13 protein-coding genes are annotated in these 23,799 nt (G+C 48.4%); 8 read left to right on the forward strand and 5 right to left on the reverse strand.

Annotated elements, in window-relative coordinates:
- The first annotated feature begins 116 nt into the window (after positions 1 to 116).
- The 7 genes from ACXAFQ_RS18135 (at position 117) to ACXAFQ_RS18165 (ending at position 9,346) form a co-directional block, all read left to right on the forward strand.
- Positions 117 to 1,010 carry an AbiTii domain-containing protein gene (locus tag ACXAFQ_RS18135; RefSeq protein WP_474824807.1) on the forward strand — a complete coding sequence of 298 codons (894 nt, stop codon included), beginning with the start codon at positions 117 to 119 and terminating at the stop codon, positions 1,008 to 1,010.
- 571 nt (positions 1,011 to 1,581) lie between these two features.
- Positions 1,582 to 2,376: an SDR family NAD(P)-dependent oxidoreductase gene (locus ACXAFQ_RS18140; protein WP_474824808.1), complete on the forward strand. Its 795-nt coding sequence runs from the start codon at positions 1,582 to 1,584 to the stop codon at positions 2,374 to 2,376.
- Positions 2,377 to 2,654: 278 nt separating this feature from the next.
- Positions 2,655 to 3,374 (forward strand): ABC transporter ATP-binding protein, encoded by a 720-nt coding sequence (locus ACXAFQ_RS18145; RefSeq protein ID WP_474824809.1) that lies wholly within the window; start codon positions 2,655 to 2,657, stop codon positions 3,372 to 3,374.
- The gene (locus ACXAFQ_RS18150; protein WP_474824810.1) at positions 3,374 to 4,807 is read left to right on the forward strand and encodes an ABC transporter permease; all 1,434 of its coding nucleotides are present in this window, start codon (positions 3,374 to 3,376) and stop codon (positions 4,805 to 4,807) included. Before ACXAFQ_RS18145 ends, ACXAFQ_RS18150 begins: the two co-directional genes overlap by 1 nt.
- Complete coding sequence (locus ACXAFQ_RS18155) at positions 4,804 to 6,057, forward strand: DUF3526 domain-containing protein (protein WP_474824811.1); 1,254 nt, start codon at positions 4,804 to 4,806, stop codon at positions 6,055 to 6,057. Before ACXAFQ_RS18150 ends, ACXAFQ_RS18155 begins: the two co-directional genes overlap by 4 nt.
- Before the next feature lie 22 nt (positions 6,058 to 6,079).
- Positions 6,080 to 8,218: a TonB-dependent siderophore receptor gene (locus tag ACXAFQ_RS18160; protein WP_474824812.1), complete on the forward strand. Its 2,139-nt coding sequence runs from the start codon at positions 6,080 to 6,082 to the stop codon at positions 8,216 to 8,218.
- A gap of 81 nt (positions 8,219 to 8,299) precedes the next feature.
- Positions 8,300 to 9,346, forward strand: a complete 1,047-nt coding sequence (locus ACXAFQ_RS18165; protein ID WP_474824813.1) for a M14 family metallopeptidase — start codon at positions 8,300 to 8,302, stop codon at positions 9,344 to 9,346.
- Positions 9,347 to 9,417: 71 nt separating this feature from the next.
- Here ACXAFQ_RS18165 and ACXAFQ_RS18170 read toward each other — a convergent pair whose 3' ends face one another.
- Entirely contained in the window at positions 9,418 to 11,766 is a 2,349-nt protein-coding gene (locus ACXAFQ_RS18170) for a beta-L-arabinofuranosidase domain-containing protein (protein WP_474824814.1), read from the reverse strand.
- A 549-nt stretch (positions 11,767 to 12,315) separates the two neighbouring features.
- Between ACXAFQ_RS18170 and ACXAFQ_RS18175 the strand changes: the two genes are divergently transcribed.
- Positions 12,316 to 15,237 (forward strand): TonB-dependent receptor domain-containing protein, encoded by a 2,922-nt coding sequence (locus ACXAFQ_RS18175; protein WP_474824816.1) that lies wholly within the window; start codon positions 12,316 to 12,318, stop codon positions 15,235 to 15,237.
- An 81-nt stretch (positions 15,238 to 15,318) separates the two neighbouring features.
- Here ACXAFQ_RS18175 and ACXAFQ_RS18180 read toward each other — a convergent pair whose 3' ends face one another.
- The 4 genes from ACXAFQ_RS18180 to ACXAFQ_RS18195 form a co-directional block, all read right to left on the reverse strand.
- The gene (locus ACXAFQ_RS18180; RefSeq protein WP_474824817.1) at positions 15,319 to 16,242 is read right to left on the reverse strand and encodes a DUF6492 family protein; all 924 of its coding nucleotides are present in this window, start codon (positions 16,240 to 16,242) and stop codon (positions 15,319 to 15,321) included.
- Between the two features lie 176 nt (positions 16,243 to 16,418).
- The gene (locus ACXAFQ_RS18185) at positions 16,419 to 19,133 is read right to left on the reverse strand and encodes a DUF5695 domain-containing protein (protein WP_474824818.1); all 2,715 of its coding nucleotides are present in this window, start codon (positions 19,131 to 19,133) and stop codon (positions 16,419 to 16,421) included.
- Between the two features lie 11 nt (positions 19,134 to 19,144).
- Positions 19,145 to 22,297, reverse strand: coding sequence for a beta-galactosidase, LacZ type (gene lacZ, locus ACXAFQ_RS18190; RefSeq protein ID WP_474824819.1), 3,153 nt, complete (start codon positions 22,295 to 22,297; stop codon positions 19,145 to 19,147).
- A 62-nt stretch (positions 22,298 to 22,359) separates the two neighbouring features.
- Positions 22,360 to 23,796, reverse strand: coding sequence for an aldehyde dehydrogenase family protein (locus ACXAFQ_RS18195; RefSeq protein WP_474824820.1), 1,437 nt, complete (start codon positions 23,794 to 23,796; stop codon positions 22,360 to 22,362).
- Positions 23,797 to 23,799 lie beyond the last annotated feature (3 nt).

Below are 23,799 nucleotides of genomic sequence, written 5' to 3' on the forward strand. Positions count from 1 at the left end.
TACGTGAAGCGGACATTTGATATTTTTTCCTGCGAAAACACAGAATGTGTTTTTTCAGTGGAAACGGGTGATACTATGAAATCTCAGTAATAAACGTTCGGGCACAAGGAGGGTTGATGTCGCTTTTGAGAGAAATTCAGGATTCAGCAGTAGATGCAAGAGAACCTATTGGAGCATTGCTTAGAAAGTGTAAAATTCTCGCAGTTCGACTTGGTAGTAGTGAATTCAAATCATGGGTCGAAAACGAATTAAATGGGTATCCGGAAAAATCAGAAATACCCGAATATCGAATAATGGCGGTTGGATGCAAAGGCCATTATTCCGGAGGGTTTGGTTCAGGCATCAGAAATGCTGATATCCCCAGTAGGTGCATTTCGGAAAATTTCAGAGATGAATTATTCACCAGTCACTTAGCTCAACCTATTTCTTCTATCGAATCTTTGATTGAAGCATCCGATGGCGGCACGGTTCAGGAGCCTTGGCCAGCTGATGTGACCGCCCACTTTGGTATGAATATCTATCAAGGCATGAATTGCATGCAAGCTTGGAAGGTTATACCTGTAAATGCATTGGTTGGAATCCTAGATAAGATTAGGAACAATGTCTTAAATTTTGTTTTAGAAATCGAATCTGAGGATCCAGATGCCGGTGAAGCACCAATCAATTCTCAGCCCGTTGACCAAGAGAAAGTTCAACAGATTTTCCATACTTACATCACGGGAAATGTTCAAAATGTTGCGACTGGAAGCAATAATGTAAACCAACACGCAACAACAACTCAAAATAATGAGGTTTTTAACGAGCTACTCCATGCATTGATGAAGACAAATGACGCTTCGGAATCAAAAGAAAAAATTACGGGCACTGTTGAAAACATGAGAGATACACAGGGGACTAACAGCTATAAAACTCACTATAATAATTTTATGTCGTTTGTAGCTGATCATATGCAGGTGTACGGGCCTGTAGTTGCGCCTTTCCTTCCAGCTTTGGCCGCAATTGTGCCTTAATAAACAACCAAGCCAGTGGGACAATAGAACGCAGGCTTCCGTCACTTCGTTCAGATTATAGCTGCAGTGTTTGCGCTTCTTATTTGGGAGTTAGCACTCTCAAGGAGTACTAAGTGATAACAAAGAAAGAACTAAAGCAACTAGGGAAACTGCGAATAAGTCCCGCAATTTAGTTCTTGAACCAGCCTTTGCATTCACCGTCTAATTTTTGAACGCTAAATTCTCAATTTAAGCCAATATGCTACCTTTTTAGGTCTGATTTCGGCCTTATTCCGGGATATTCCCGGATTTCAGACAGCCAAGATCCGTCTAAAATCCGGGAATAGCCCGAAATCCGGCCTAAAATAGCGGTATATTAGCCTAAACTGCAAAATTAGAGTTTAAAAATTAGACAGGTGATGCTGCGGCTTAACTAAGCGTTAAACTGCGGGACTTATTCGCAGTTTCCTTAGTTTTAAGTGTCGTCACCTGCAGCTGTGATGACCAGTCTACCCAGATTTTCACTTCAAATTCTACCGGGCATTGTCATATACTTCTTTTTTTGAAATAAAAATATCGCGTAGGTGTTTGTATGGAAATATCATTTCAAAGTCGTAAGTGTGTGGTGATAGGCGCATCGAGCGGAATCGGTTTAGCAGTTGCTGAATTACTGCGTCATTCGGGTGCGGATGTAATCATCGCCAGTTCCAACAAACAAAAGCTAGATCTCGCACAGGCACAGCTTTCTGCTGTGAAAGGCTCCGGTGAATTAAAGTCTTTGGTGGTGGATTTGGCTGATATGCAGGCTATTCGTGGGTTTGTTACACGGTGCAACGAGCTGTTTGGTCGTATCGACGTACTGATCAACTGTGGAGGTATTTCAAAATCATCCACCCTGAGGGACATACATGAGTCTGATTGGGATAAAGTAATGGATGTGAATCTAAAGGCCGCCTACGTGATGTCAACAGAGGCGGCGAACACTATGGTAAAAAACCGGGTTCAACAAGGTCGCATCATCAATGTCTCTTCCATTGCTGGAAGAACCGGTGAATATGGGAATGGAGCATATTCGGTGAGCAAGGCCGGTGTGAATAGTCTGACTCAGGTTTTAGCAAAAGAGCTCGGTGAACACGGTATTTGTGTAACCGCTGTCGCTCCCGGATATACGGATACCGAGCTACTCCGTGATGCATTAAGTACGCGGGGCAAGCTTGAGGGTAAATCAGCCAAAGCGTATACCAATGAACTTGCCTCGACTGTGGCCTTAAAAAGGCTGGCCAACCCAGTTGAAATTGCCAACGTGATAGCTTTTTTGAGCTCAAATTATGCGAGTTATGTTTCTGGTACAGTGGTTACTGTCGATGGTGGTAAATCTTTAATCTGAATTTGTGCTTCCCATCCCCGAAATGGAAATCACTCTATTTCTCTTTTGGTGTCAAAAACGGGCATCTTATTCTATTTATCTTAAAAAATTGCTATTCATGGTATTAACAGTGTCAAAAGGGCATGAATGCAGGTTTTCATGCCATTGATTTTATTGTTGAAAGTGTCGTTTTCTTCATTTTTTTGCACTGCGTTAAAATACCGTTATTAAATCGCAAAAGTAGCTAGCTGTACCTGAATGATATAGTATAACGTTACCCATGTGTGTAGGTGACAAAAATGAGTGACGTTATGATTAATGCGGAAAATCTCTGCGTTGATGTGAAATCTAAAAAAATATTAAAAAATGTATCCTTCAGTGTAAATCGAGGGGAAGTCCTGGCTCTATTGGGTGGTAATGGCGCCGGTAAGTCCACCACTATCAAAACCTTTCTCGGCTTGATGCCGCCGTCATCAGGCGCCGTTTCGCTGTTCGGAGTCAATGTACATTCACAACCGCAAATTGTGCGCGACAAGGTGGCTTATCTGCCTGAATCTGTGATGCTGTATGCGCACCTAAATGCCATCGAAAATATTCGTTACTTTTTATCTCTGTCTGGCAAGGCAATGACAGACAACGAAATTGCCGGTGCATTGCAGCGTGTGGCTCTTCAAGAAGTTTCCTGGCGCTCGCCATTGGGGAGTTATTCCAAAGGCATGCGCCAGAAGACGGCAATTGCACTGGCGTTACTGCGTGAAGCGCCCATTTTGTTTCTCGATGAACCCACCTCTGGTCTCGACCCGGTTGCCATCGATGAGTTTAACCGTTTGGTTAAGCAGCTTGCAGAGCAGGGCGCAACGATCTTAATGGTGACGCATGATGTCTATGGCGCCTGTCATGTGGCTGACCGAATAGGGTTGCTGCGTAATGGCGAAATTGTCGGCATGTTCGATGCGCCAGAAAACGGCACCATCGACTCTGAAATCGTGCATAAAGCGTTTACCCAAGGGGTAAACTAATGAGTTCAACAGTATTAGCAATTGCCAAAGATGAATGGCGGTACTGGGGGCGCTCGTCACTTGCCCAAACGGTACTCGTTATTGCGGTTATTCTGGCTGCTGCTTCGGTATGGGTTACTCAATCGTCGGTTAGCCATAAAGCTGAACAGCGCCAGCATATGCAATCTGAAGCGAAACAGACTTTTGAAGAACAACCCGATCGCCACCCTCATCGGATGGTGCACTATGGTCATTACGTTTTCAGAACGCCCACGCCGTTGAGTACCCTTGATCCTGGCATCGATTCTTTTACCGGGAACGCTATTTTTCTTGAAGGACATCGCCAGAACGGTGCGACGTTCGCCGATCAGAAGCAGAGTAGCGGGTTAAACTGGCTCGGTAAGCTCACCCCGGCTTACGTAATGCAAGTGCTCACGCCATTGCTTTTGATTGTGTTGGGATTCGGTGTAATGACCCGGGAACGCGAAGCGGGAACACTGGATTTTCTAAAAGTACAGGGCGTGTCGCCACTTACCCTTATCTTAGGTAAAGCTACTGCGTTAACCGGAGCTGGATTAATGGTGCTGGCGCCGCTGATTGTTGGCGCAGGCATATCGCTTACTAACGGGGCAGCATTGTTGCCCGTTGTCGCGTTTCTGTTTAGCTATCTGCTTTATCTCGCGGTGTGGTGTGGCATTGTACTGTTGGTATCAACTCTCACAACCACCAACAGTGCCAGTTTTAGCGGTTTAACAGCGGTATGGATTTTACTGTGTCTGGTATTACCGCGTATTGCCAGTAACACCGCCAGCGTTGCTGTTGAATCACCAGGAAAGCTTGAGACTGACTTTGCTGTGCTTAAGAGCATTCGCGAAACTGGCGATGCGCACAATGCTAACGACCCCGCTTTCAAAGCCATGAAAGATAACCTTTTAGCAAAATACGATGTGGATAGTGTAGAAGAGCTCCCGGTGAATTTTAGAGGTATCGTATCGCAACGGTCGGAAGCGCATCATACCGAAATTCTGAATGACTTTGCTGAACAACAGATGCAGCGTGAATCTGCACAAGCCGATATCGCTCGGCGGTTTGGCTGGATATCTCCGGTTATTGCAGTACAAACCGCATCGATGAAATTGGCCGGTACAGATTTAGAAAACTATCAACGATTCCTGCGCGAAGCGGAGGCTGTGCGCTTCGACTTTGTTCAAACACTGAATAAACTGCATGCTGAAGGTATCACATACCAGCAGGATGCGAATAAATACACTAGCGCTGAGGCGAAGAAAGCGGCAACAGTAAGCGCCGTGAATTGGCAGATGTTAGATGATTTTCATTTCACGCCTCTTTCAGCCCAGGCGCGTTTCGCTAACAGTGCGATGGCCATCGTACAGTTGTTTTTTGCCCTGGCTGTCGTCGTGGGTATGATTATATTTGCAGGTAGACGACTATGAGCTGGGTAGATATCTGTCGTGAAGCCGCCTTTGTTTTACGTAAAAAAAGCGTTCTGTTTATTCTTTTGGCAGGTTTTTTACTGTCATTGTTTTCCGTCTGGACTGGCAGTGTGGAAGTGGCTCAGCAATCAGCCACCATCGAGCGACTGCTTGAGGCCGACGAAATTGACCGTGCCGATGTCACTAAACAACATCATGATTACGGCTATATTGCTTATTACACTTTCCATCTAACGTATGCGCCTCCATCACCGCTGGCTTTTGCTGCCTTAGGTGTACGCGATGTTTATCCGTGGAAACACCGGGTGCGTATGCTGGCTCTGGAAGGACAAATACATGAGTCCGATACTCAAAATCCTGAACTGGCATTGGCTGGACGCATTGATTTTGCCTTTGTAATAGCCGTGTTCGCGCCACTATTGCTGATTTTACTACTGCATGATCTGCGCGCTTCTGAACGTGCTGCCGGAAGACTGGATTTTCTTGTAACTACTGCACGCAGCTCGTTGAGCCTTTGGCCTTTGAGAACGGCAATAATCCTATTGAGCTTGTGGCTGGTGCTAATTATGCCCTTTATCGGTGGCGCGGCAGTCAACGGCGTGTCGTTCGATTTAACCCTGCTGGTGACTTTCAGTGTGTTTGTGTACATGCTCATCTGGTCGCTGCTCGCCTACTGGGCAGCCCGCTTTAGTTATCCTGCCCCAGTTTTGGCATCTTTCCTTCTCGGTTTTTGGCTGCTTTCAACCTTTATCATTCCAGCTGTAGGTAATGAGGTTATCGATCATAGTTATCACGGCCCCGAAGGCGGCGATATTCTGATGACCCAACGAGAAGCCGTGAACGACGCGTGGGACTTGCCCATTGAAACAACCATGGATGCATTTGTCGCTTCTCATCCTGAATGGGAAGGGAAAACACAAGTGAATGCGTTGTTTGAATGGAAATGGTATTTCGCGTTTCAGCAGGTTGGTGATGAAACGGCGTTGCCGCTGTCTCGGGCTTACCAACAAACCGCAGAAAGCAAATATGCTGCTGCGGGTAAGGTTGCCTGGCTTTCACCTGCCACTTTGTTTCAGCGCACACTCACGCATTGGGCGGGTACTGATGCGCCTGCTGCCTGGGAATACGAACAGCAGGTCAGAGATTATCACGCCGAGCTGCGCCAGTTTTATTATCCGCTGATGTTCAATGGAATTGAATACAGTGAGGCTTCGCTTGATAGTCGCCCTGTTTTTTCCCCTATAAATTAAAGCTATTACGAGAAAAATTAAAATGCGTAAATTACATGTAAAACCTGCGAAAAGCCTATTAGCGCTAGCCGTGCTGACGAGCTTTTCTACATTGCCAGTTTGGGCCCAAACCGACAACAATGATGGCGATAGTCTGGAACATATTTCCGTTGTGAAACAACGTCAGGCATACAGAGGCGATGTACCGCTGAAGGAACTGCCACAATCTGTCGACATTATTTCCGAAGCAATGTTAGATGAAATGGGCATTGTTGACCTGCAAAGTGCACTTAAGTTTACCAGTGGTATCTCGAGTCAGAATAACTTTGGTGGCCTTTGGGACAGTTTTGCGATTCGTGGTTTTGCGGGCGACGGCAACCGTCCTTCCGGGTATCTGGTGAACGGGTTCAATACCGGTCGCGGTTTTACCGGGAAACGCGATGCGTCCAGTATCCAGTCTATCGAAGTACTGAAAGGGCCGGGCTCTGCACTTTATGGTCGTGGTGAACCAGGCGGCACTATTAATATCATCACTAAAAAACCAGCCTTCGCTGAAGAAGGGTATGTTGAAGCCACTGTAGGTAGCTACGATCTCTATCGCGTAGAAGGTGACTACACTAACGCTGTGACAGCTGATATCGCATTTCGCGCTAATGGCGCGTACGAAGATGCAGGCAGCTTCCGGGATACGTTGAACAGTAAAAAATTGTTTTTTACGCCGTCGGTTGTTTATCAACTGAATGAAGACACCAGCTTCTTCTACGAATTAGAAATTATCGACCAGGAAGCATTATTCGACCGTGGTATCCCTATCCTCAATAGCCAGTTTGGGCTTGTGCCTATCGATACGTTCTACGGCGAGCCTTCAGATGGCCCAATGACTATCGAAGGCATTGCGCACCAGGTTTCCATGCAGAGTAAAATTAATGAGAACTGGAGTATTAACGGTGGTATTAGTTACCGCGATTCATCGTTTGAAGGGTATTCCACTGAACCTGAAGTGGCTCCGGGTCGTCAGCAACTATTAATTGATGGCGAAACATTAAGTCGCCAGCGTCGGTATCGCGACTACGACACCACAGATTTATCAGGCCGCTTTGAACTGAGTGGTGAGCTGAATACCGGCAATGTTACGCATCACGTTCTTGTTGGCGCCGACGCCTACGACTATGATTACCACCAGTCGCTTAACCGGTGGCGGACAACTGCTGACGACACCACTTACAATGTCGATTACCTGAACCCACAATACGGGTTATCTTCTCCCGCTGATGCGCCTCTCTCCCTGGTTACGGATGTACAAGAAGACCAGCAAGCTTATGGTATCTATATTCAGGACCAAATCGATGTTTCTGATGAGTTTAAGTTGCTGGTGGGCTTGCGGTTTGATGATTTCAGCCTGGATAGTCATAACCTAATTAGCGATGTGGTGACATCTCAAGACCGCTCCGCGACAAGTCCAAGGTTGGGCGCCGTGTATGTACCTAACGACAATTACTCGTTTTACATAAGTTACTCGGAGGGTTTCAGACCGAACAGCGGCGCCGATATCAACGGCAATTCTTTTGAACCTGAAGAGAGTATCTCTTATGAAGGTGGCTTAAAGTTCAGCACCGACAATGAATCAATTACTGGCACGATTGCGGTTTTCCACGCTGAGAAGTCGAATATCCTTTCGGTAGATCCGGTTAGCGGTGCCAACTTTGCAGTGGGAGAAGTAGAAAGTGAAGGTGTGGAAATCGACCTGAATGCGGCATTGGGCGACGCCACAATGTTAACGGTTTCCTATGCTTACATCGATGCTGCGAACCAGAACGCTATCACTAGCCCTGATTGGTGGATTGAAATTCCAGCAGGTACGCCATTGGTGAACGTACCGGAGAATTCGCTGAATGTGACTGTGAACCACCAGCTAACGGTGAGCGAATACCCCACCAGCCTCAGCGCCGGATTGACTTATGTCGACGAAAGACTCGGTGATGCTGTTGATCCCTCGTATATACTGCCAAGCTACACAACCGTTGATGTTGCTGGCTCTGTTGAGCTAACGCCAGCACTGACGGCGCGTCTGGTTATCGATAATTTGTTTGATAAAGAATATTACGACAATTCTTACTCTGCCCTCTGGACACAGCCCGGCAAGCCGCGCATGGCGAGACTGAGCGTAAAATACGCATTTTAATTAATCCTTTATTCAACAGGGCCAGCCTTCAGTGGCCCTGCTCATTTCCAATCGCATTTTATTAATCAGGACGCATTTTCTATGTTATCTAAACGCATATCGTGCATTGTTAGCAAAAGTTTGATTGCTACACTTTGTTGTTTCAGTTTAAACGTATTTGCTAAAGAGGCTTTTACCCTTGTTGGCGTTAAAACGGGTGTAGGCGAGAAACGTGCTTACATCGCGCAGGAAGGTGATATACGACTTCCTGTTACCGTGGTGAACGGTGAGCGGAGTGGACCGGTTTTACTGCTTGCCGCCGGAACCCACGGCGATGAATATCCGTCGATGTTTGCGCTGCAACGCCTGGCAAAATCGCTTGATCCTAAAGCGGTGAAAGGCACGGTGATCATTTTACATCTGGCGAATCTGGACGGTTTCCATGCCCGTCGTCTGGCGTTGAACCCGAAGGATAACAAGAACCTGAACCGCGAGTTTCCGGGTAGCGAAAACGGTACCGCTACTGAGCAAATTGCAGCGCTACTGACCCGTGAGTTTATCGAAAAGGCGGATTTCTTTATCGATATGCACTCTGGCAGCGCGAATCAGAAACTTTATGATCACGTTTATTCGCCGTTTGTGGGTGATGAGAAGCTGGATGCGCTGACATTCGAATTTGCTAAAGCCACCGGTATGAAACAAATCATCATGTATGGCGACCGTCCGCGTGACCCTGAAAACTCAATTTCGTTTCCAAATACGGGCATGACGCGAGGTAAGCCGAGTTTAACCACTGAAATTGGCGATAATCAGCAGCGCGAAGAAGCATCGATTCAGTTCGCACTGGACGTCGCCCGAAATGCGATGATTTTCCTGAACATGATCCCTGGGGAAGTGCCTGCGAACGACGACGCCGTCATTTACGAAACCATTGATTATGTTGGAAGCGACTTCGATGGCTTCTTTACGCCTAAGGTTGAAATTGGCGCGCAAGTAACACCCGGAATAATCGTTGGTGAAGTCAGTGATTATTTTGGCAACAGTAAGCAAATATTAAAGGCTACCGTAAAAGGTACGGTGCTCATGATCAATGAAACGCCGCCAGTGAAAAAAGGTGAATCGCCAGTGGCCATTGGTGTAGTGCAATAAACAACGTCGCCCTGCAAAAGCAGGGCAATTTTTTATGAGTGGGCTTAGCGCAATAGCTTATTGCGCCACGACTATGCGCTTTGTATTTTAGGTTTGAACAGCAGTACGCCAAACACTGGGCCGGCAGTATTACCTTTTTTGGGTTCAAAACGCACATTCACCTTTTTCTTGCCCTTAGTAACAGACTCAGGAATGTCGTACACCACGTCAAAGAATTTACCGGGTTTATCAAAATCAAGTGTTTGTGTGGCGACCTTTTCCCCGTCGATCAGAATATAAAACTCCCGTGCGCGTTCTTCACCCCAGTATGACGCTTGAAGTTTCAGTGGCCCCGGTGCGACCTCAAAGTCGAAGCTAAAGAAGCCGCCGGTTCGCGCATCACGGCCATTGCGGCCACGGTACACCACAGGGTAACTGATTTCTGATTCCAGATTATGATCCCGCTCAGCCTGCATTTCGCCTAAGTGCATGACATCCACAGAGCGCTCGGCAAGATCTTTAAGGCGCGCTTGCTCGGCAGCGTAAGCAATTTCAGCATCCGCCCATTCGGCGTCGGTAAATTTTTCGAAATACACCGCGCTACGACGATGGTGGTTGGCATAAAAAGGCGAGAACTTCATGTCTGCCGGGCGACCAATGCCTTCAGACTGATACACTGCCTCATCAGCATTCTTACTGACCAGGCCGGCAATTAAATCGCTGCCTACTAAGGCCGGCGCGGTACCATTCCAGGGCTCGTCGCTACTTCCTAAATCCGCAGCCATCACCATTGGTCCTTGCAGAATGGCCACAACGTTGTCGTTGCCCGGTGTGGCCTCAAGACGCAATGGGAGTGGTAGTTCCAGTGCCACTTTGTCACCGGCTTTCCAGCGGCGCTGAATATAGGCGTAGCCTTTTTCTTTTTCGGTTTGAGTGGGTTCGCCATTCACGGTTACTGTCCAGTCGTCACCTACCCATGCAGGAATACGCATGGCTAAGCGGAATGCTTTTTCCGCTTTATCCACCGTGAGATTCACTGCACCCGCGTATGGGTAAGCGGTATCCATGGTGATGGCAGCCTGACCGGCCTTCCAGTCAACCTTTGAAGGAATGTACAGATTCACAAATAAGGTATCGTCTCCCTGCCACCAAATAGAATCTCCATGCTTGGCGTGGGTTTCCATGCCAGAACCCGTGCAGCACCAGAAGCTATCGAATTTACTGGAATGGTGGCGGGCAGCACCTGACATAAGCGGTGTCATATAGGTCACCATGCCGGTAGCGGGGTCGATTTGTGCCAACATGTGGTTTAAGTGGGCGCGCTCATAATAGTCGAAATAGGCTGCATCCGGCTGCCAACTGTAAAGATGGCGGGTGAGTTTAAGCATATTGTAGGTGTTGCACGCCTCACAAGTTTGCTCGGTTATGTGATTGGCAATACTGTCTGCATCAAAGAAATATTCACGATCGGCGTTACCACCAATCACATAAGAATGATGATTAGTTACCGTTTCCCAGAAAAAGTGGGCTGCTTTCTGATCGCTGGACTTGCCGGTCAATTCATATAAGCGGGCAAGACCAATAAGCTTGGGTACCTGCGTATTGGCGTGAATGTTAGCCAGTTCATCTTTGCCGTTCGCCAGCGGGGAGAGGACTTTTTTGTGATAGAGCTTTTCAGCCAGAGCCAGCCAGCGGTTATCTTGAGTGCGCGCATACAGTTCAGCAAAGCTCTCGTTTATGCCGCCATGTTCGCAGTCCAGAACGGTTTGCACTTGCTCGTCGGTGAGGTTCGCAAAAACGTCTTCGATGTATTTACCTAGGCCCACCGCTACCGGGATACCACTTTCAAGGCCACAGTAAGTCTGCGCATCAAAGAAACCTGCATACAATTTATGCCAGTTATAGAAGGGTACCCAGCAACCATTCAAATCAAAACCGGCAGAGCGAATATCGCCTGCTTTAATTTCTGCGAATATCTCTTTGCCATCCACAATGGTTTTGTCTTTACGTTTACGGGTGAATCCCGCCACATAACCATCGCCCTGTGCCTGCTGGCATCGGGCTAGTTCATCAATAATGTAAGCCAGTCTAGTTTTCGCTTCGACGTTGCCGGTTTGCGCATGAAGTAATGCTAAAGCTGACATGTAGTGGCCAAGGCTGTGCCCGGCAATGGTGTCGCCTTCCCAACCGCCGTAGATCTCCCCTTTAGGTTCCAGCCCTGCAAACTTATGGAAGTTATGTAAGAAGCGGTCAGGTTCGAGCTCCATCAAATAATTGCTGTTTGCGGTAACCGCATTCAGAAAGTCTGAATCGAGCAGGCGTACATCGTTCAGGGGTAGGGCGCTGGCAGTTTTGGGCAGTGGGTTGGCTGCCACCGCTGCGGTTTCCTGACGAGAGCAGGCAGTAAGCGATACGGTAGAAAGCGCTGCAAGTGCAGTCATTCCTTTGAGGACCTGTCGGCGATCCGCTTTTAGACACAGGTGACACATAACGTTTCCTTTAGGGTAGTTGCACTCTACCTGCACTGCATCAATGCGCATACAGACAACACTGCCGTGTTGGGTGCTACGTTGGTTATTATGTTGTTATACAGTATACGATATTTGAATTTGTCAGGTAACTCAAGAAGGTTTTTAGGAGAAAGGCGCGTTACCGGTAAAAGAGCGGGCACTGAACCGCATCTGAGTATTTTACCGTTTCTCTTCACTCACCTCTTACTCTTTCTACACGCAAAATTTTGTCGAGAAAAAATCAATAAAGATAACTTACAAATAGTTCCTTCGTTGGCTAATTTTTACAAAGCAGAATAACTCATTGAATTTAAATAACTAAAATGTAGTCCGCTTAGTTATTAAAAGATATGTTATATAGAATATCGTATAATATATTTGACTTTGCTTCGTAGTTGAGTGTTTAGTGTACACGTAGGAAGACACAGAGACGGTCTTCCCAACAATAAAAATATAAAGCTCAACACGTGTGAGGAAGCAATGACTAAACATTCTGCAATCAAAAAAGGAGTGATAGCTGCCATCGCTATGATGAATGCTACGCCCTTGATGGTGCAGGCTCAGGAAGCCGCATCAGAGGGTGCAGAAGTAGAGGCCATAACGGTTACCGGTTCACGCATACAACGCGCTGAATACACAACCAACAGCCCTATTTCTGTTGTGGATGACTCGGAAATTAAATTCCAGGGTGCAACAAGCATTGAATCTGTACTGAATAAAATGCCCCAATTTACTGCTGACGCGAACGAAAACGTGTCTAACGGCTCTGACGGCACATCACAGATCAACCTGCGAAACCTTGGCTCAAACCGCGTACTGACTTTGGTCAATGGCCAGCGCATGCTGCCTACCATGGGGATGGACGTTAACTTCATCCCGTCAGCGCTGGTAGAGCGGGTTGATGTGGTTACCGGTGGTGCGTCTGCGGTATATGGTTCTGATGCCATTTCCGGGGTAGTTAACTTTATTCTGAAAGACGACCTTAACGGTATCATTTTTGATGTTCAGGGGAGTGGCTATCAGCATAACAACGACGACAGTGCCACGCGCGATCTGGTTACCAGTTATGGTTACGAAGTGCCAGACAGCAGTGTGTGGGACGGCGAGAAGTACGATTTTAACTTTGCTGCTGGTACCGACTTTGTCGATGGCAAAGGGAATATCACATTCTATGCTGGTTATCGTCGTACAGAGCCTGTATTGCAAAGTGAGCGAGACTATTCTGCGTGCGCTATTTCCGCAAACAGTACCCTAGATGGTTATGCCTGTGGTGGTTCAGGAAACAATCCCTGGGGCCGGTTTTCTGTGTTAAGCGGGCCAATGACTGGCGGGTCGTATAACAATGTCAAAGATGGCTCTAAAGAGTGGGATACCTACGGCGATGAATACCTGTATAACTACAATCCGCTGAATTACATTCAACGGGTCGATCGACGTTACACCGCCGGCATGATGACTCACTATGCGGTAACAGATACCGACGAAGTGTATGGTAGCTTCATGTTTATGGACGATCAGAGCTTCTCACAAATTGCACCGTCTGCACTGTGGTTTGGTGACGACTATGCCATTAACTGTGATAACCCATTAATGAGTAGCCAGCAGGCTGCGGCATTGTGTGGCACGTCGGCAGGCACCAGTGAGATTATCGATGCCTATGTGGGTTATAGACTTGATGGTGAAAATGCCCGCCCACGTCGCGACAATCTTCGTCACACCGACTACCGCTTTAATCTGGGTATGCGCGGTGACATCAACGACGGTATTACTTACGACGTAAGCTACCTGCGTACAACCGCGCTGTATCAGGAAACGTTCATGAACGACGTTAACCCTGAGCGGGCTGCGCGTGCGTTGCTAGCAACAGACGTAGACGGTGTTGCAACCTGTAATTCAGTCATTGATGGTAGCGATTCTGCCTGTGTGCCTATTGATGTATTCGCCTACAGCGGTATTTCAGATGAAGCATTTGACTACATCCTTACATCGAACTCTACGGAAAGCACGCAAACCCTCGATGTATTAAGCGCTTTCTCGCAAATCGACCTGGATTACTACGACATTTCTCTGCCATGGGCGATAACGGGCCCTGCGATGGTTGTGGGTTATGAGCACCGTAAAGAAGTGCTGGATTTCGAAGCAGATGCAATTGCGGAATCTTACGGTACTGAAGACGCGTACGGCGTGATTGAAGTCGACGAGGTTTATACCGAAATTGATATTCCGCTGGTGGAAGATGCGTCGTGGGCGAAGTATCTCGGTATCAATGCTGGCCTGCGTTATTCTGAATACACCAATAGCGATGACGAAGGCAATGAATCTGAATACGATGCAACTACTTACAAGTTTGAGCTGAGCTATTCGCCTAATGATGATCTGCGTTTCCGCGCCAGTTTCAACCATGCGATTCGTGCGCCTAATGTGTCTGAGCTATTTTCCTCACAAGGTTTGGGTAATTACTCCGGTACCGATCCATGTGCAGGTACTAACCCTTCAGCCACCTTTGAACAGTGTGCTCGCACCGGCGTGACTGAAGCCCAGTATGGCAACATCATTGAATGTCCTGCAGAAACTTGTGTGCAGCAATATGGTGGTAATCCGAATCTGCGACCTGAAGAAGCTGACACTTACACCGTCGGTATTGTGATTACGCCGGAAGCGGTTGAAAACCTGTCTGTTTCACTGGACTACTACAACATCAAAGTTGAAGATTACATTGGTTCTATCGATCCAAACCTCATCATCAACCAATGTATTGCAACGGGTAACAGTTATTACTGTGACCTGTTCAACCGAAGCCGCGCCGGTACGCTGTTTGGTACAGATGGCTATGTGACGTCAACCACACTGAATACGGGTTATCTGCAAACGTCTGGTGTTGATATCAATGCAAACTATACCTACGAAATGGGCGAGTATGGTTCATTGGGTATGCAGTTGGTGGGTACCTATCTGAACGAAATGGTCACCGAGCCTCAACCTGGACTGGGTACTTACGACTGTAAAGGTCTGTATGGTCCTTCATGTGGTCAGCCCGTGCCTGAGTGGCGTCACAATGCCCGTGCAACTTGGATGATGCCTTGGATGGACGCACAGGTATCGTTGTTATGGCGTTACATGGACAGCGTGAAGCTGAGCTTGAATGAAAGTAATGAGTTCCTGACAGGCACGAATTATGAAATCAATGCAGAAATCGGCTCGTATAGCTATTTCGACCTGGCAGGTAGCATTCCGGTTGGCGACCACCTGGTTTTCCGTGGTGGTATCAACAACCTGTTAGACCGCGATCCTCCTATTATCGTATCCAACGTGCTTAGCTCGTTCGGTAACGGCAATACGTTCCCGGGTATGTACGATCCGCTAGGCCGCTCAATTTACATTGGCCTGACAGCATCGTTCTAATGTAAAACATGAAATAAGAACGCCCTGCTTTTAATAGGCAGGGCGTTTTTTTGTGTGTAATGCGTGATGAGAATAAGATGCTTAGGGCATTTTCAAATCTGACGCGCCAGGCACAAACGGTGCTATTTTTTGCCACGTATTTTCTATATCAAAACGCATACTGCTGTTCACAACGCAGAACAGTCCTTGCCCGTTAGGCGCAAAACTCTGCTCTGGCACCCATTGTTCGAACGGATGAGAGTCGTGGATAAGCAGCAGTTGTGGATAGGCATCCGAACCTGCAGTCACATGATATTTCTCAAGCATGTTACGCTTGAGTGCGCAAAAGTAGTAAAGCGAATATTCAGTCCAGCGACCGCGTAAGTGCCGGTAGAAAGTCCAGTTAGACGGAGATTTAGGGTTGTGAAGGCGACACAGTTTATCTACCCAGGAGCCCTTGCCACGCAAGTTTGCGGCTATTTCCTCACCCGTTGCTTCGCTAATATCGCTGGCCATAATGGCAGGCGTAACTGTCATGCCGACTACCGGGTCGCCAACGCGGTCTGACACTTTCAGAATTCGTGAAGACGACTTCCACCAGCGAGGATGAAGCGCGCGTTTCTCATATTGCAGAAGCGCTTTGCCGTCGGGGATCAACAGCGATTCGGTGAGCGGACGTAAGCATATGGCGTCAGCATCTAACGTCAGATAATAGGGCGTAGACAATTCCCTGGGGGCCGCGAGTTTGATCATCTGTTGCTTGCGCCAGCCTCTCACCTGACGATGGTTGGCGAGTTCTGGCACCATGTCTTCTTCGGAAACAACCCGAATAACAAATTCAGGCCACTTCTTCACTTGCTCCCGGATAACGCTGACTTCATTGGGTGGACAAACAATCAGGATCTCTTTCAGAACCTGGTCTGCGCCAAAGGCGCGAAGCGTAGTGAAAAGTATGTTGGTGCGACCGAGGTCATCAACATCGTAACTGCCTCTGATTGAGAGGGGTAAAATCGCAGATAACAACATGAGCGCGGTAACTTCTTCCCTTAACGTGTTGCTCGCTGGAACGATGACGCTACCCAACGAGCAAAACTGGATTTTTATAGTCCGCTAATAATATGCAAATAAGTGAAAGCTTTATACCCTTCATTGGTCGAATTTCGACAACAAATACACCAATACCGCGTTCACTTTTCTACCATTTAATTGGCAGTAGCACTTGTTAAAGACAGCACCGTTTTTGTGCTTTTATTCAACGGTAGTGCGATTCTGCCCGCCGTCTTCGAATGCTTTTCTTGTGGCTGATAGGGTTGCCCCAATGAAGCAATGTTTAGCATGGCAGTCGGAGTAAACGGCGTAGCCTCGTCAAGGGTAACGGTGATCTCACTGGAATCACTATGCCAGGTTACCGCACTGAACTTCCCGGCATCCAGTGTGAGCCAAACTTTTGCTGGCGCAATGTAGACTCTGTTACGGAAAGCATCTTTTGGCGTAATGGTTACCGTATTGTCGGTAACCTTGGTTAATCCACCGAAGCCTTGCCAGCCGAACGTTGCATCGTTAATGAGGTAACTGCCAATGGCGAAAGCATGGCCAAAGAAACTTGAGCCGTAGTCTCCGGAGTACGGGTCGAACTCCATATAATCCGGGAAGCTGTGGAAGGCCGCAGAGGCAAATCCATCCTCATGGATATTGGTGAGTCCGCCCATCATGCCGCCGTAGCCAACCCGCAGCAGATAGGTATCGTCAGGGTTTCTGCGAAAGCTATCAAGCAGTGGAATGGCATTGATGGTGGAGCCATAGTGATGTAATTGACGTTCAATGCGGCTGTCTTTACCCGCGTAAAGGAAATCCCAAAAACGACGAGCGCTGCCGTTGTAACCCCAGTGTGGTTGTGTAAAGTCGTAACCCAAAATCACCTCTCGGGTGAGCTCGGCGGCAGGTGTGTTACCAAAGTAGCGCATCCATGCATACACCTCTTCCTGTCCGGTGGAATCCCAGGGCATTTCACTGCCAAACGGATAGGCCAGTTCTGACCAGTGATCGGCCCGGGCTTTCATGGTCGCTTTCAGTTTGTCAGCCAGCGCATTCATGCCTTCTGCATACAGGTCGTCGAGTATGGCAACGAACACATCGCCTTCCATTTGTCCGAACTGGGCATAGTGCGGTGCAAGTTCAGCCATGGCAATACTGGTTTGCGCTGCCCGTTGCAGGTAAGTTTGCCACGGATGTGTTTTTACCAGCCCTTCATTAAAGCGGGCGAGGCGGTAAAGTACCCATTGAGCCGCCGCAACGTGAGGATAGTTGAACGAACGCCCCAAGTTATCAGACTGCTCTTTGCTCCACGAAGCCCAAGTGGTCCAGTTAAAATCGGGATTATACTCGTAATCAGGCAATGCTTCGGGGTCGTAGAAGAACAGGCTCTTCTTCACGCCATGCTTACCTTCGCCTTCGTTTACCTGGAGCCTGCCATCAATAACCTCATTGTAAAAGCGTTCAAACTGCGCAATCTCTTCTGCGTCGGGTTGTCCAAGCTGCTTCATAATGCCTGCCAGCCAGGAGCCCGCGCCGCCTTCATCACTAAGCCCGGCAATCCACACCCGTTGGTCTTGTAGCACAATGTCTTTGGTGTCGTTATCGTAGCTCATGATTGAAGGGCCACGCTTGAAGGGATCATCCTCACCTTCAAACCATTGCTCATCGAACAGGAATTCGCCTAAATCGGAGACAGCCTGCGCCATCCCCTTCGATACAAAATAGTGCACGGTCTGTACGGTGTTGTCTTCATAGGTAATGGTTACGCGGGATTGTCCCCATTGATTACCGGTTACGTTATAAGCTGCCCAGCCATTTTGCGGTGTTGTCGCCTTTACGGTAAGTGCATTAGCAGGCTCTACAGCCAGTGATTTAACCGGGCTGGGTGAATTGAGATACAGCTTTGCAGGCAAGTCTTTGGGCACCACATATCCGGGCAGACCAACGGCGACCGGACGCTGCTGCGCTGATAATATGTCTTCAATTTGCCGTACTTCAGGTGCCAGGGCGAATCGTACTGCGGTGTCAAAACCCTCACCAGGCTTCAGCGTGAGGCTGCGCGGTTCGTTCCACTGCTTCTTGCCTTTCCATTCGTTGTCGGCAAAACCTTTGTTGAACACCATCCAGTCGTAAAAGCCTTCGAAGGTGTGGGTACGCACGGTGGGATCATTGTAAATAACCGGGGAGCCGTCTTCGTGGGTGTCGCCAAGAATGGGCATCCATTCGGAAAGGGGCGCATTTTCTTCCGGCAGTACCAGCAGAGCAGGTCCTTTACCGTTCAGGCGTACCACCTGCACATAGCCTGCATCCATGCCCATGTAGGGTTCGGCGTAATTGGCTTTTTCATGGGCATCATCCAGTTCTCGACCGGAAAGAATGTTATCGAATACCATGGCGATACCCAGACCGCCTATTTCTACCGCGTCGCTGGTGGTATTTTTCAGCGTAAAGCGCAGTACCAGTTGATTGTTGTCTACCGACCAGGTGCGGCTGACATTAAGCGGAATACCGGGTAAGTCGCTGGTAATGTCTGCGTGCATCAACGCGGTTGATGACGTCAGTGTTTTTACCGGCTGTAATTGCAGTGCGCTAGAGTAATCTTGCCATGCACCGCCCGCCTGACGGACGCGCAAATCAATGTCGCCCAGTTGATAGTAGCCAGGTCCTTCGCGCTTACTGTTATGTTCATAAGAAAGGAAATCTACGCCTTTTGCTGCATCAGGTTGCAAAGACAGCAGGGTTTGAGCGCTTTCATCAAAAATCAGTTTCAGTCCGGCAGCATTCACGTTTTTTTCAGCTGCGATAGCCGGTGCGCTGGCTGTCGCTACGGCGAGTGCCAGTGAAATAGCGAGGGGCAGTTTTCGTTTGATTACGTGTCGCATAGGTTCCCTTTTCATTGTTGTTGTGGCGTTAGTCGGAAAGATAATTGGTAAGCGTCGCTATCACTTGCAGGAAGCAATCGGTATTTATTGTAGGGTAATGCTCCCCAACTGGTATCACCGCCTAAACCCCGTTGACGCCAGTCAATGTTTACCTCGGTTATTTTTCTAGGCTTGATATCGCTGGTATGCCTATTTGGCCCTTCTTTCGGATGATCGAAGTCGGCGATGGTGTTGTGTAAGGCAGAAAAGTCAAAGGTTGGCATACCGGTGATCTGTAGCGATGGACCCTTGTTGTATTGCAGTGAAAGCCAACGGGTATCAGCACGGTTGCCATTTTCTTGCGGACGAATATATGGGGTATAGAGTTCGCTTACCGACTGCTGGTAAATACCTAAATCGGCGCTGAATTTACGGTCCTGATAGTTCTCAAACGGGCCTCTTCCATACCATTGCGCCTCATCAAAACCCTCTTTGAGTTGCATCGTCATACCAAACCGAGGCATCTCAGGCAGATCGCTGGCAAGGTCAGCGACAAAGGTCACATCGGCTTGGCCGTCAGGATAAATGCGGTAATGTAGGGAGCCCGAACTATGCAGGGCGTCCAGGGATATCGCGAAATTCAGTTGTACCGCACCATCATCTCGCACCGTTTCGATACCGGTAACCGACACCTTTTCGCCTGCAAATTTGTATGTGTCTGCCGCAATTTCACCGAACTTGTTGCCGTAGTCGTTATCTGTAAGGGCACGCCAGAAGTTTGGTCGCAGTGGAGCCTTAAGGAGCGGTTTGCCTTCAAGCTCAAGTTGCTGAAGCTGCGCGTTTTGTTTGGTGAAGGTATAGCGCGTTTCCCCTGCATGAATCATGATTGTGTGTTCAGTGTCTTTAATCGTAGGCTTATTGGTGGTAACAATGAGCGGCAACGTTGGCGCAGAAGACGTAAGAATAAACTGGTCACTGGCCACTTCATGGCCGGCTGGCAATAGCGCATCGGCGTTATTGCGGGTAAAGCGCACGTTCAGCACGTATTCGTGTTGTTGGCTGAAGTTTTTACCAGATACGCCATCGAGGCTGATAGTCTGGGAAGACTGCGGCGCAATACCAGGAGTCTGGAATGTACCTTGTTCTGTTTTTCGTCCATCTTCTAGTAATTCCCAGTGCGCAGTAAAACCGGAGAGGGAAGTAAAGAAAAAGCGATTGAAAATAATAAGCTGATTATCTTCGGAGAGTTCGGTGTGTATGTTCTGATAAACCTTCTTCACCTCATGCAATGCTGGGTGTGGTGTGCCATCGGAAGCTAGCAAGCCATTGGCACAGAAGTTCCCGGCATGATCGATGCCTGCAGGTTCGAAGTCGCCGCCGTAACCGTAATAGCTTGTGCCATCGGCTTCATGCTTTAATAAACCCTGATCCATCCAATCCCAAATAGCGCCGCCCTGAACCTGCGGGTACGCGTATACAAATTCCCAGAGTTCTTTGAGATTACCGTTTGAATTGCCCATGGCGTGGGAATATTCCACCCAAATAAACGGCTGATCGTTAAAATTACCGATATATTTTTCGTCGATTTCTTTTTCCGTGGCATACATCCAGCCAATCACGTCTGTCATTTTGCCGGGGTGCCAGGTGCGACGGTTTTCATATTGGGCGATTCGAGTCGGGTCCATGGATTTTGCGAGTTCATATGACGCTTGAATATTCGGGCCGGGACCAATCTCATTGCCCACCGACCAGGAAATGATAGAAGGATGGTTTTTATCCCGTTCAATCATGCCATGCATCCTGTCGACAATGGCTGCTTTGAAGGCAGGATCATTGCCCATGGACATATCTTCGTTGTAGCCATAACCGTGGGCTTCCACATTGGCTTCGTCAATCACGTACAGCCCGTATTTATCTGTAAGCGTGTACCAATAAGGATCGTTAGGATAATGAGAGGTGCGCACCGTATTGATATTGTTCGCCTTCATCATGCGAATATCGTTCAGCATGGCTTCGGGGCTGACTACCTGGCCTGATACTGGGTCATGCTCATGACGGTTCACCCCTTTGATGATGATGGGTTGGCCGTTGACTTTAAGCTGGCCGTTGCTTATTTCCACATTACGAAAACCTACTGGCTGATGCACATACTCGGTGTGGCCGTTTGTGGTTACCGCTATTGTCAGGTCGTAAAGGGTGGGGGATTCCGCCGACCAGGGTTTAATGTCGTCAAATTCAGCAGAAAAGGTGGTTGTGGTTTTTTCATTCTTAACCACCACTGATCTTTCTTGCTGCCAGATTGTGTCACCAGTTGGGTCGTTCAGTGTCAGTTTAACATCAGCACAGTCGGCCCCCTTAGGAATGTGAGCAAGCGTGGTGGTAACGTTGAATTGTCCGCGACGATAGTTGTCACTTAAGCTTGCGGTAACAGCCACATCCCATAAATGCGTTTGCGGTACCGCTTGAATAAATACATCCCGCTGAATGCCACTTAACCGCCAGAAATCCTGATCTTCCAGATAACTGCCGTCGCTCCAGCGATAAACTTCCACAGCAAGTGTGTTATCGCCATCGTGTACCAGCGCTGTGATATCAAATTCAGCGGGCAGCTTACTGTCCTGACTGTATCCAACTTTGACGCCATTAACCCAAACATAATAGGCCGATTTCACGGCACCGAAATGCAGGATCAAACGCTGACCGCTCATACTCTCAGGTAAAGTGAATTCGCGAAGATAGGAGCCTACGGGGCGATATTCCTGCGAAATGAAGGGTTTATTACGGGGAAAAGGGTAACCAGAAGTGGTGTAAACGGGATAATCGTAGCCTTGCATCTGCCAGTTAGACGGCACGGGTATGGTTGGCCAACCACTGGCGTCGAAATTTGGCTGATAGAAATTAACCGGACGACTTTCTGGATTCTCGGAAAAGTGAAACTGCCAGAGACCGTTAAGGGAAAGCAGGCGTTTATTTTCTGATGGGGCGTCACGCATTGCCGCATCAGCCGAATCGTAAGACAGAAAATAGCTTCTATCCGGCAAGCTGTTGATACTGAATATGGCGGGATTTTCCCAGTCATTTTGCGAACTGGCTTCCTTTTCCTGAGTGAGTGAGTCTGCACAACCTGCAATAAGCAGTGGCAGTAAGAACAACAGGGAAGATGCAAAACGTCTGGGAAAATCCATTTAATTTCTCCTTAAAAAAAGCCGCACCACGGAACACGAGCGGTGCGGCTTTCCAACGGAACTTAGCCTTTGAGGTAGGTGGTTTTCATCACCGTATAAAACTGTTTCGCAGCCCGACCTTGTTCTCGGGCACCGTAGCTTGAGGCGCCGACACCGCCAAACGGCACATGGTAATCAATACCGGCGGTTGGCAGATTAATCATCATCATGCCGGCTTTCGCATATCGCTTGAAGTGCTCGGCATATTTGAGTGACGTGGTGCAAAGTCCTGATGATAATCCGTATTTGGAGTCGTTCAGCATTGCAAGACCGGTTTCGTAGTCGGGCACACGGAACATGGCTGCCACCGGACCAAAGATTTCTTCCTGCGCAATGGGATCGCCTGCTTTCGCATGGTCGAACAGGGTTGGCGGGAAGAAACAGGCTGGCAGTGGATCTTTAGTACCACCGAAAACCAGTTTAGACCCTGGAGTGTTTTCCATTACCGCGGTTTGTTCGGTGATCAGCGCTTTTTGTTTTGGTGAAGCCAATGGACCAATATGGGTTGACGGGTCCGTCGGGTCGCCAACCTTCAGCCCAGCGACTTTTTCGGCCAGTCTGGCGGCAAATTTATCCGCGATGCTGTCTTGTACAATAATGCGTGAGCACGCAGTACAACGCTGGCCTGCTGCCAGGAACGCGCCGTTCAGCGCCAAATCTACTGCCCCTTCAAGGTCGGCATCTTCCAATACGATCATGGCATTAACGCCACCCATTTCGGTTTGTACTGGAATGCCACGTTCAGCGGCTGCCATGCGCACTTTTTTACCGGTTGCCACAGAGCCTGTGAAGCTTAGTGCATCAATGCCGCTATGTTCACACATAGCCGCGCCGGTTTCACCACCGCCTAGCACCATGTTTACTGCACCAGGCATAATGCCACCTTCGTGGATGAGTTCCATTAGACGTGCTGCTGTTGCAGACGACACTTCAGATGGCTTCCAAACTACGGTGTTGCCAAAGGCCAGAGCCGGTGCAATTTTCCAGGCCGGAATAGCAATAGGGAAGTTCCACGGCGTGATCTGGCCGATAACACCCACCGGAGCATATTCGATTTCTACCATGGCGCCGTTTCGAGTTGATTCCAGGCGCTCACCAACAATGCGTAAACACTCGCCGGAGAAGAAACCAAAGATGCGGGCTGCACGGCCCACTTCACCCCGGGCATCGCCAAGGGTTTTACCGGTTTCACGGGCAATCAATACCGACAGTTCTTCACTGTTGGCTATGATAAGTTGCTGAATTTTCGCCAGTGCGTCAGAACGTGCTTCAATACCCTGGTCGCGGAATTTGTCGAACGCGGCTGTTGCGTTTGCTACTGCGCTGTCTACTACTGCGGCATCAGCAGAAGGCAGGGTGACTTTTAGGTCGTTATCTTTCGACGGGTTGTGTTGCTCCAGTGCCGCTGCACCTTCTACTACTTGTCCGCCAATATGATGACTCAGATTGATGACTTGCATTAA

The organism is Alteromonas sp. ABH2_165 (assembly GCF_056159945.1).